The sequence below is a fragment of the Streptomyces sp. NEAU-YJ-81 genome (assembly GCF_017592595.1).
GTDB classification, from domain to species: domain Bacteria; phylum Actinomycetota; class Actinomycetes; order Streptomycetales; family Streptomycetaceae; genus Streptomyces; species Streptomyces hygroscopicus_B.
Genome location: NZ_JAGFNO010000081.1, coordinates 1 through 10658 on the forward strand (window position 1 = coordinate 1; position 10658 = coordinate 10658).

The window sequence follows — 10658 nt, forward strand, 5'->3', positions numbered from 1 at the left end:
AGCGAAAGGCGCATTCCTCGCGACGTATCCGGGTCGAGCACGGCATCGCCCACCTGAAGAACTGGCGGGCCCTGGCCCGCCACCTCGGTCGCCGCGAACACATGAGCGACACCGTTCAGGCGATCGCTGGCCTGCTGTCCCATCAGCAGACCGCGGACCTGAACCCGACACGGCAGGTGTGAACACCGAGCCCTGCCGAAGGCGTCGACGTCTCACCACCAACCATGCACGAGCTCGTTAGGCCTACAGTCGGCCGTCACAATTCACCCCCGAGCTACAATTCACTCCTACATGTGAAAAGGCCCCTGGGATTCGTCGCTATCGCGTTGTGGACTACGTGCGCTGTCCCGCCTGCAGAGACTCGGCAGCCGTGAGCAGGGAAGCCCCCAGCAACACGATGTCTTTCACCAGGAACTGGCCGGCGAGAGAGAGCTTTGGTTCGCCGCGCCTCTCCTGCCATGCCTCGGGCGTTGTGGCCAGGAAACTGAGAGTCGTGGCGAATATCCCAGCAGCCCCCAGGCTTCCTAGCGCCGAGGCTCTCGGCGCCAACGGTCTCGCCGCAATCAGAGATCCCGTAACCATCTCTGTTACACCGATGACCCTGGCCAGTTTTTGTTCGCCGAGTCCGGTGAGGAGTCGCGAGAATACAGGGCTCGCGGTGACCAAGGGCCGAATGTTCTCGACCTCATAATTTTCGAACTTGAGCCGCCCAATCGACAGGAGATTGAGCGCCAGTCCATAGCGGATCGTTGAGAATCCTGTGCTCTGAAGGCTCTTACCGACCGTGGAACGCATTCTCATACGGGTGTCCCTTCACGTGTGCACCGCAGAACTCCCTGCATCTGCTCAGCGTACGCCAGGTCCCACCTACTGGCACGCCGACCCCGGAGCCTTTTCCGCATTTGCTGAGAGGACGTCTTATCTGGTGAGGTGCCGGTGCTCAGTCGGGGGGACGCCCTCGCGCGATTACTTCATTTTCTTGCCCGCGGAGCGCAGGTTCTCGCAGGCCACGCCGACCCGGGTGGCCATGCCTGCCTCGGCGGCCTTGCCCCAGGTGCGCGGGTCGTAGGCCTTCTTGTCGCCGACCTCACCGTCCACCTTCAGTACCCCGTCATAGTTGCGGAACATGTGGCCGACGACAGCACGGCTGAAGGCGTACTGGGTATCGGTGTCGACGTTCATCTTGACCACGCCGTTGTCCAGGGCCTCATTGATCTTCTTGATCATGGAGCCAGAGCCGCCGTGGAAGACGAAGTCGAACGGGTTAGGCTTACCGTGCTTCTGTCCGACCGCGTCCTGCAGCTCGCGCAGCAGACCCGGGCGGAGCACGACGTGGCCCGGCTTGTAGACGCCATGCACGTTGCCGAAGGAGGCAGCGAGCAGGTAGCGGCCCTTCTCGCCCAGGCCCATCGCCTCGGCGGTGCGGTGCGCATCCTCCACCGTGGTGTACAGCTTGTCGTTGATCTCGTGGGAGACGCCGTCTTCCTCACCGCCCGTGGGGGTGATCTCCATCTCCAGGATGATCTTGGCCTTTGCGGCCTCGGCGAGCAGCTCCTGGGCAATGGCGAGGTTGGCTGCGAGGGGCTCCGCGGAGCCGTCCCACATGTGTGACTGAAAGAGCGGGTTTTGACCCTTGGCGACGCGCTCCCAGGAGATCGCCAGCAGCGGGCGCACGTAGCCGTCCAGCTTGTCCTTCGGGCAGTGGTCGGTATGGAGGGCGACGTTCACCGGGTACTTCTCAGCCACGATGTGCGCGAACTCCGCCAGCGCGACGGCACCGGTGACCATGTCCTTGCTGTACTGGCCGCCCAGGAACTCCGCACCGCCAGGTGAGATCTGGACGATGCCGTCGCTCTCCGCCTCGGCGAAGCCGCGCAGAGCGGCGTGCAGCGTCTGCGACGAGGTCACGTTGGTAGACGGGTAGGCGAACTTGCCAGCCTTCGCCCGGTCCAGCATCTCGTTGTAGACCTCGGGGGTTGCGATGGGCATTTGTCCGCTCCTTACGGTGCGGCGGGATAGAGTGGGGGATGCCGGAGACGCCATCAGCTTTCATCTTCGTAGGCCCCGGCCAGAGTTCCACAGTAACTGTGCCGAGCATCCGAAACATTCGTGCTGAGCTTCGCTGTGGAAGCTCCAGGTCAGCGACGGCCGCCAGGCTGTGGGCCGGGCAGCAGAGAGCGGCCTCTGCGTTCTGCCCAGGCGGCGTCTTGGGGCCTCCGCGGCGCAGTCGGCGTGCAAGTGCAGCAGTGATTCCAGTCGGCTCATGCGGGACGCTGCCTGTGGGCAGAGAATGGAAGGCGTGAGCGCGGTGTCACGGGGCTTCGATTCTCCGGAGAACTGGAGGTATCGCGGTCCTGCGTACATGCGGATCTTTCGATGGTTCCGTGCTCGCGCCGCAGGGCCTTCGACGCTGCGACGAGCGGTGCGAATCGGAGTTGTCATGCCCGCAGTCGTAGCGATTGCCGTCGAGTTCGTCGGCGACCGGGATTTTGCGATCTTCGCGGCATTTGGTGCCCTGGCAGGCCTGCTGTTTGTTGACTTCAGCGGTCCGATGCACGTACGGCTGTCAGCGCAGACTGGTCTGGTGCTGTCCGGGGCCGTCTTGGTCTGCCTGGGAACACTGGCGTCCCAGGTGATCTGGGCCGCTGCGGCGGCCACCCTCGCCATCGCCTCCACGCTTCTGTTCGTCGGCGTGGTCAGCTCTGTGCTGGCCAGCGCGACGACCGCCCTCCTTGTGAGCTTCATCTTGCCGGTCACGATGCCTGGCTCGGTGAGTTCGATCCCGGACCGACTCGGCGGCTGGCTGCTGGGCGGGGCGGCCTCGCTGATCGCCATCGCCGTGCTTTGGCCTGCACCTGTCCGCGAGCCATTGCGGCTGTCGGCCGCTCACGCGTGCGGGTTGCTTGCTCGGCGGCTGCGCGCCGAGGCCGAATGCGTTCGCAGAGATTTTGAGCCGCGGAGCAGAGCGGCGCTCGACGTGCTGACCGAAGAGGCCGCCGCTGCCGTGACAGCCGTGCGCGCGTCCTTCTTCAGCACGTCGTACCGGCCAACGGGACTCAGCACGGCAGCGCGCGCCCTGATTCGGGTGATCGACCAGGTGGTGTGGCTGAATACGATTCTCAAGCGAGCGCCGCTGGAGTCTCAGCCCGGGCCGGCCGCGACAGCGGTTTGCTCAGTGAAGTTGGAATCCGCGGCTCTGCTGGAGCGGGGCGCTGTATTGCTGGAATCAGTCGTCGGCGATCCAAGCGAGCTGGACGCCGGTCTGAGGCGTCTGGAACAGGCACGGGCAGCCATGGAGCGCACGGTCACGTCTCTCGTTCCACTACACCGCGGCGAGACATCCCCGTGGGCGGTTCCGGACGTGGCGGTGTCGGAGTTCGTCAGGTCGTTGCAGCCGAGCTTTCACGCCCAGCAGATGGCCTGCGCGATCTCGGCCATCTCCGTGAATATCCAAGTCGCCGTGGCCGCCCATCAGCGTAGCTGGTGGCAACACCTTCTGGGGTGTCGGACCGAGGGGGTGGAGTCCCCGCTCTCCTCCGCGCGGGAACGCGTGAGTGCGCAGGCCGAACGGCATTCGGTGTGGCTCCACAACAGTGTGCGCGGGGCGACCGCCTTGTGCCTCGCCGTGCTCGTGGCCGAGTTCACCAGCGTCCAACATGCGTTCTGGGTCGTCTTCGGCGCGCTGACCGTGTTGCGCTCCAGTGCGCTGAACACCGGGCAGAACGCCCTACGCGGCTTGCTGGGAAACGCCGTCGGGTTCCTGATCGGCGGAGGGCTCATCATCGCTCTGGGCATGCACCCCATAGCCCTCTGGCTGCTACTCCCGCCAGCCGTGGCCTTCGCCGGAATCGCACCCGAAGCTGTCTCGTTCACCGTCAGCCAGGCCGGTTTCAGCACCGCACTGTTGATCTTGTACAACATCGTCGAGCCCGGGGGATGGAACGTCGGGCTCGTCCGCCTTGAGGACGTGGCCATCGGCTGCGCAGTGAGCCTCGTGGCCGGGGGGCTGTTCTGGCCACGGGGGGCAGGCTCCACACTCGGCAAGGCCCTGTCCGAGACCTTCTCCGACAGCGCTCGCTACCTGCGCAGCGCGATCGAATGCAGCCTCACCCGCTACGACGCACGCGTGCCGACGGCTCCGATACCAAGCGACGACAGAGACCGTGCTGTATCGGCGGCACGCCGACTGGACGAAGCCTTCCGCGGCTTCCTCGCTGAACGCGGTACGAAGCACGTCCCCCTAGCAGGTGTAACAACATTGATCAACGCGGGCGTCATCATCCGGCTCACAGCCGACGCCGTCCTCCACCTCTGGAGGGGCGAGGACTCGGCGTCCAAAGGGGATCATGCCGCGGAACGTGCAGAGGTCCTTGAGGCAAGCGTGCCGCTTGTCGATTGGTACGAGAAGACAGCGCGAGCGCTGGCGGGCACGGGCACCGTTCCCGACCGCATCGAAAGCCGGCTCCCTACCTGCCTCCTCGTCCAGGCGGTGCGCCGCGACCTCAGCGAAGCGGATGGACGTGGAACCGCAGCAGCCGTGAAGATGATATGGACCGAGGACCACATCGATGCCGTCAGACGCCTGCAGGAAACAATCCTGGGACCCGCGCAAGCAGCGTCTCGGCAGTGCCTGCCCTGGTCATGGCTTGGCGGACGCCGAGCCTCGGCCAGTCAAGGATGAACCCCGGTTCCAGGTGACCAACCAGCGGTATCTGAAGTAGTCCACGATCCTGACGGTCAATGTCGGCACCATCCCCACATTGTTCAAGGCCGAAGCAACTGACAGGAAGAGAATCACTGCCGATTTCGAGGAGCCCCTCATCGCCTGCGACTTACGCGATGTCGTCTCGTCCGGGGCCTGCTCCGACGGCCGACCTGTCGGTATTGCTGTTCACGGACTCGGGGATTAACGAGCAGCAGAACGGGCATGGCAAATCATGTCAAGACTGGGTATTCTAGATGCTATATACGCGTGTCTGTCCGATCTGGATGGGGTATTGACCAAGACTGCGGTGGTGCATGCGGCGGCCTGGAAGGAGTCCTTCGACGAATTCCTCCGCCGCCGGGAAGGCCCGGATTGTCGGCCCTTTGATGCAGTGGCTGACTACGAGGAGTACGTCGACGGCCGTCCGCGTGCCGACGGCGTACGGGCATTCCTGGCCTCGATATGCCCGAAGGCTCGGACGATGACCCTCCGGAGCTGGAAACCGCGCACGGTCTCGGAACCGCAAGAACGCCCTGCTGCTGGAGCAGATCCCATGCAGGGCGTAGAGGCGTACACGGGCTCGTCCATTACGTCGAGGCCGTGCGGGTGGCCGGACTGTCCACGGTCGTGGTCTCCTCCAGTGCCAACGCCCATGATGTCCTGGCGTCGGCCGGGATCGAGGGACTGTTCGACGTACGGATCGATGGTGTCGTCGCCGTCGAGCGCAAGCTGCCCGGCAAACCGCACCTGGACACCTTCCTCGAAGCTGCGTATGACCGGGGCGTCGAGCCCGGCGCGGCCGCGGTCTTCGAGGACGCGCTCGTCGGCATGGAGGCTGGACGGTCAGGCCACTTCGGATACGTCGTCGGATCGGTCAGGCTGACGCGCTGCACCAGCACGGCGCGGACGTCGTCGTGGGTGGCCTCGACGAGCTGGTGGAGGACAGAGCGTGATTACGCATTCTGCCTACGTGGTCGAGCCCTGGCATGTGCGCGAGACCGGGCTCTACTGGGACGTTCTGGCACAGAGCGAATCCGTCTTCGTCTTGTCCAAGGAGGGTGAGCCGCACGGCCTGCCCGGCAGCTATCTCAACGGCGTCCACGAGCTGCATCCATTGCCATACGCGGAGGCGGGCTACGGCTATCCCGAGTCCGGCCAGACGGTCATCAACGGCTAGCTCATCCGTCTGCTGGTCGACGGCGAGCCGTTCGACCTGCGCTATGGAGCGCTGCGATCGCACGAGCGGGTGCTGGATCTGCGTGGCGGGCTGCTGCACCGCGTGTGCGAATGGACCTCGCCTGCCGGCAAGGCCGTGCGTGTGCGCTCCACCGGCCTGGTCTCCTTCCCTCAGCGGGCCGACAGCGCCGCACTGGGGATCCACGAGCAGTCTGCGGGCCTCACCCGCCACCTGGTGTGGGATTTCGCCGCCACCGGCCCCGACGACTAGCCCTACTTCGAGCTGTACCGCAAGCAGGCGATCGAGCAGGCGGACCTGGTGCTGGCGATGTACCGGCGCGGGGACGCCTTCGCCGAGGACCAGAAGGCTCGGAACTTCGCTTACTACGAGCCGCTCACCGTTCGGGACTCCTCGCTGTCGGCATGCGTCCAGGCGGCGATCGCCGCCGAGGTGGGGCATCTGCGCCTGGCCTACGACTACCTCGGGGAAGCAGCGCTGATGGACCTGGACGATCTGGAGAAGAACACCCGCAACGGCCTGCACATCGCCTCGCTGACGGGCTCCTGGATTGCCCTGGTAGTGGGCTTCGGGGGGATGCGCTACCGCGAGGAAACATTGCATTTCGCTCCCAGGCTGCCCGAGAGGCTCAGCCGGCTTGTCTTCTCATCCACGTGCGGCAGCGGTGCCTCAGAGTCGAGATGACCAGTTCCCAGGTCACATACACCCTGGTGGAGGGAGAACCGCTTCAGATCAGACACTGCGGGGAGCCGCTGACGATATCGCGCGGCACCCAGCAGACACGGCCCGTCGAACCGCCGATCGTCCTGCCTGAGCCCTCCCAGCCGCCCGGACGCAACCCCGGGCGCCCCGCCCCTGCCCGACCTGCGCGGACACAAGCAGAGGCTGGGGCCGGATGAAAAGTTGAGGGTGGGCACGGGCGCTCCTAGGCTGGCAGGAGTGGGTGAGCGAGACGACCCGCACTCGGCCAGCATTCAAGCATCTTGCCTGCACAGGCGGTCCTCCCCGAACCGGTGACCTGCCTCATCGCACGGCCGCTTTACTCCGGCTTCTCGGGCAGGCTCGTCGACGCAGTGCAACCGTAGACATTCCGCTCGGAGCATGGAGGGCGGCTGAGCGATGACCGACCTGGACACGCTGTCGGTGAACCCGATTCGTAGATTGTGTATGGACGCGATCCGGAAGGCCGAATCCGGGCGTCCCGGAACTGCGAGGGGCATGGCACCCGTCGCCCTCCCGCTGTGGCAGCGGCTCCTGCGCTTCGATCCCGCCGATCCGATCTGGCCGGACCCGGATCGCTCCCTACATGCCTCTGCGCTGTTGTCGCTGCTGCACCCGACAGAACTGTTTGACCGCCAGCCACGGGAATACCGTGACCAGGTGCTGCCGCCCACGGTGACTGCCAGGGTGGTGGTCGAAGAGGCCTCCACGCTCGGCTGGGGCGGTACGTCGGCGACCGTGGAGCGATCGCAGGTATGCACAGCTTTGGCGCTTCCGCGCCCCTCAAACAGCTGCTCAACAAGTTCGCCTTCACACCTGAGCGTGTCGCCCGGGCAGCACGCGAGCTGGTGTCACAGGGCTAGGAGACACACGTGAAAGCGACTCAATCCCTGCACGAACTCGGGCAGAGCCTGTGGTTGGACAACATCACGCGCGGCATGCTCGACTCCGGGCAACTGCAGCACTACATTGACAGCTACTCAGTCACCGGTCTGACGTCGAACCCGTCGATCTTCGACAAGGCTATCTCCTCTGGCGGATACGATGACGCGATCCGTGCCAAGTCCGCATCCGAACTGACCGATGAGGAGCTCTTCTTCGAGCTGGCCATCGAGGACCTTCAGCGGGCCGCGGATCTGTTCTTGTCCATCCATGAGAGAACGGACGGCATGGACGGCTGGGTCTCGCTGGAGGTGTCGCCTCTTCTGGCTTACGACACTGCGCGGACCATCGAAGCGGCGAAGGAACTGCACGCACGAGCGGGCCGGAAAAACCTGTTCATCAAGATCCCCGGCACCGCCGAAGGACTCCTGGCGATCACCGAGTGCGTCGCCTCGGGTATACCGGTGAACGTCACCTTGTTGTTCTCGGCCGACCACTACAGGGCCGCCGCCAACGCGTATCTGACCGGGGTCGAGCGGCGGGCCGAGCAAGCACTCGATCCCGCGGTGGGTTCGGTGGCCTCGGTCTTCATGTCCCGGTGGGATTCGGCCGTCAGCGGCAAGGTGCCGGACGATCTGCGGGACCGACTCGGCCTCGCCGTCGGCCAGGACACCTACCGGTCCTATCGCATGCTGATGGACGGGGACCGGGCACAGCGCCTGGAGAACGTAGGCGCACGCATGCAGCGGCTGCTGTGGGCGAGCACCCGTACCAAGGACCCCGCAGCGTCGGACACCCTCTATGTCCACGGACTCGCCGCGCCGTTCACGATCAACACCATGCCCGATGAGACACTCGAGGCCTTCTACGATCACGGCGAAGTGGGCGAGCCTTTGCCGGCCGATGGGGACGGCTGCGACGCGGTGCTCGCGCGGTTCGCTGACGCGGGCGTGGATGTCAACGCCCTTGCCGCGAAACTCCAAAGCGACGGAGCGGCGTCCTTTGCGGCCTCCTGGAACGACCTCTTGGCGTGTATCTCCGCGCAACGAGAGGCCCTTGTCTGACCCAGTCCGACCTGATGTGAGGGCCGATAGATGTCCATTACCCCCCTCCGGCAACAGCCATCGTGGAAAGCGCTCGAGCAACATCACTCCGAGATCGGAACTACCCATCTGCGTGAGCTGTTCGCCCAAGATCCGGGACGTGGTGAGCGCCTGTGCGCGGAAGCGGCAGGACTGTATCTGGACTACTCCAAGAACCGGGTGACCGACGAGACGGTGCGACTGCTGTGCGAGCTCGCCCGGGAGTGCGGACTTGAGGAGCGCAGAGACAGGATGTTCCGCGGGGAGCACATCAATGTCTCCGAGGACCGTCCGGCCCTCCACGTGGCCTTGCGCATGCCGCGCGGGCGCTCGCTCGTCGTCGACGGCGTCGATGTCGTCGCCCAGTTGCATTCCGTCCTGGACCGCATGGCCGCATTGGCCCAGCGCATCCGGTCGGGCCAGTGGAGAGGCCACACAGGGAAGGCGATCAAGAACATCGTCAATGTCGGCATCGGTGGCTCCGACCTCGGGCCGGTCATGGCGTACGAGGCACTGCGCCACTACAGCCAGCGTGACCTGACGTTCCGTTTCATCTCCAATGTTGACGCGACCGACTTCGTGGAGGCGACCCGCGACCTCTCCCCGGAGGAAACTCTCTTCATCATCTCCTCCAAGACCTTCGGCACCCTGGAGACCCTGACCAACGCCCGCTCGGCACGCGACTGGCTGGTGGGTGCGCTCGGTAGCGACGAGGCGGTCGCACGGCACTTCGTCGCGGTCTCGACCAATGCCCAGCGCGTAGCGGATTTCGGCATCGACACGGACAACATGTTCGAGTTCTGGGACTGGGTCGGCGGTCGCTATTCGATGGACTCCGCCATCGGCCTGTCCACCATGATCGCGATCGGGCCCGAACACTTCCACGACATGCTCGCGGGTTTCCGAGCCATGGACGAACACTTCCGCACGGCTCCACTCGAGGCGAACCTCCCTGTGCTCATGGGGCTCCTCGCCGTTTGGTACGTGGAATTCTTCGGGGTCCAGACCATCGGCGTCATGCCTTACGAACAGTATCTGAAACGGTTTCCGGCCTACCTACAGCAGCTCACCATGGAGTCGAACGGCAAGCACGTGACCGTGGACGGCCACGTGGTCGACTACGACACCGGACCCGTCTACTGGGGAGAGCCGGGCACCAACGGCCAGCACAGCTTTTACCAGCTCATCCACCAGGGAACCCGGCTGATTCCCGTCGATCTGATCGGCTTCGGCAAGAGCCTCAACCCACTGAGCGACCACCACGACATTCTGTCGTCGAACGTCTTCGCTCAGGCTCAAGCGCTCGCCTTCGGCAAGACCGAGCAGGAAGTCCGGGACGAGGGCACCCCGCCCGACGTCGCGCCGCATCGGGTGATGGAGGGCAACCGTCCCACCAACGTACTGCTCGGCGAGATCCTGACACCCCGTCTGCTCGGGGCACTCGTCGCGCTGTACGAGCACAGCGTGTTCACCCAGGGGGCGGTCTGGGACATCGACTCCTTCGACCAGTGGGGTGTGGAACTCGGCAAGGTACTCGCCGTCCAGATCACCCCCGAACTCACCTCCGCCGCGGAGCCGGAACTCGACCACGACTCGTCGACCAATGCGCTCATCCGCCGTTACCGCGCCCTGAAACACCGAGGGCACCGCTAGGAGCCCCGCGAGATGTTGCACCTACAGCCACGACCGATAGATATCAGGCGAATTCCCGTCTTCTCGGTCTATACGAGGCGCGTCACCCCCGTAGTGAGCCATCAAGCCGGATCAATTGACAACACGTGCTAGAGGAGAGCAGCCATGGCCACTGACACCCCGATGCAGCTCGGCATGATCGGGCTCGGCCGGATGGGCGCGAACCTCGTGCGCCGGCTGACGCGCGACGGCCACCGCTGTGTGGTCTATGACGTCAACGAGAGCGCGGTGAGGGAGCTGGAAGGCGAGGGCGCGGTCGCCGCCCACTCGCTCGGCGACCTGGTGGCGAAGCTGGAGCGGCCACGTGCCGTCTGGCTGATGCTGCCCGCCGCCGTCGTACAGTCCACCCTCGATCAGCTCACCGACCTCCTCGACCCGGACG

6 protein-coding genes and 4 pseudogenes are annotated in these 10658 nt (G+C 65.0%); 8 read left to right on the plus strand and 2 right to left on the minus strand.

Features of this window, described 5'->3' with window-relative positions:
- A pseudogene (locus J5X86_RS49560) lies at positions 1 to 182 on the plus strand (transposase); the annotation flags it as partial.
- Between the two features lie 151 nt (positions 183 to 333).
- On the opposite strand, the gene J5X86_RS49565 reads toward J5X86_RS49560, so the two are convergent.
- Both J5X86_RS49565 and fbaA read right to left on the minus strand, forming a co-directional pair.
- Positions 334 to 801: a YkgB family protein gene (locus tag J5X86_RS49565; protein ID WP_208523147.1), complete on the minus strand. Its 468-nt coding sequence runs from the start codon at positions 799 to 801 to the stop codon at positions 334 to 336.
- A 165-nt stretch (positions 802 to 966) separates the two neighbouring features.
- Complete coding sequence (fbaA, locus tag J5X86_RS49570; protein ID WP_208523148.1) at positions 967 to 1989, minus strand: class II fructose-bisphosphate aldolase; 1023 nt, start codon at positions 1987 to 1989, stop codon at positions 967 to 969.
- 451 nt (positions 1990 to 2440) lie between these two features.
- On the opposite strand from fbaA, the gene J5X86_RS49575 reads away from it, so the two are divergent.
- The 7 genes and pseudogenes from J5X86_RS49575 to J5X86_RS49610 all read left to right on the plus strand — a co-directional run.
- The gene (locus J5X86_RS49575; protein ID WP_208523149.1) at positions 2441 to 4681 is read left to right on the plus strand and encodes an FUSC family protein; all 2241 of its coding nucleotides are present in this window, start codon (positions 2441 to 2443) and stop codon (positions 4679 to 4681) included.
- 256 nt (positions 4682 to 4937) lie between these two features.
- A pseudogene (locus J5X86_RS49580) lies at positions 4938 to 5658 on the plus strand (HAD-IA family hydrolase).
- Positions 5655 to 6799, plus strand: a pseudogene (locus tag J5X86_RS49585) (glycosyl hydrolase family 65 protein). The pseudogenes J5X86_RS49580 and J5X86_RS49585 overlap by 4 nt, the downstream one beginning before the upstream one ends.
- A gap of 220 nt (positions 6800 to 7019) precedes the next feature.
- Positions 7020 to 7483, plus strand: a pseudogene (locus tag J5X86_RS51810) (hypothetical protein).
- A gap of 9 nt (positions 7484 to 7492) precedes the next feature.
- Positions 7493 to 8566 carry a transaldolase gene (gene tal / locus J5X86_RS49600; protein ID WP_208523150.1) on the plus strand — a complete coding sequence of 358 codons (1074 nt, stop codon included), beginning with the start codon at positions 7493 to 7495 and terminating at the stop codon, positions 8564 to 8566.
- A 30-nt stretch (positions 8567 to 8596) separates the two neighbouring features.
- Positions 8597 to 10237 carry a glucose-6-phosphate isomerase gene (gene pgi / locus J5X86_RS49605; RefSeq protein WP_208523151.1) on the plus strand — a complete coding sequence of 547 codons (1641 nt, stop codon included), beginning with the start codon at positions 8597 to 8599 and terminating at the stop codon, positions 10235 to 10237.
- Between the two features lie 144 nt (positions 10238 to 10381).
- On the plus strand, positions 10382 to 10658 hold a 277-nt coding region (locus tag J5X86_RS49610; RefSeq protein ID WP_243983341.1), incomplete at its 3' end, for an NAD(P)-binding domain-containing protein.

What these genes read in the sequence shown, in the direction of transcription:
- J5X86_RS49565 (WP_208523147.1), bottom strand. Translation starts at nt 801, where the DNA reads ATGAGAATGCGTTCCACGGTCGGTAAGAGCCTTCAGAGCACAGGATTC.
- fbaA (WP_208523148.1), bottom strand. Translation starts at nt 1,989, where the DNA reads ATGCCCATCGCAACCCCCGAGGTCTACAACGAGATGCTGGACCGGGCG.
- J5X86_RS49575 (WP_208523149.1), top strand. Translation starts at nt 2,441, where the DNA reads ATGCCCGCAGTCGTAGCGATTGCCGTCGAGTTCGTCGGCGACCGGGAT.
- pgi (WP_208523151.1), top strand. Translation starts at nt 8,597, where the DNA reads ATGTCCATTACCCCCCTCCGGCAACAGCCATCGTGGAAAGCGCTCGAG.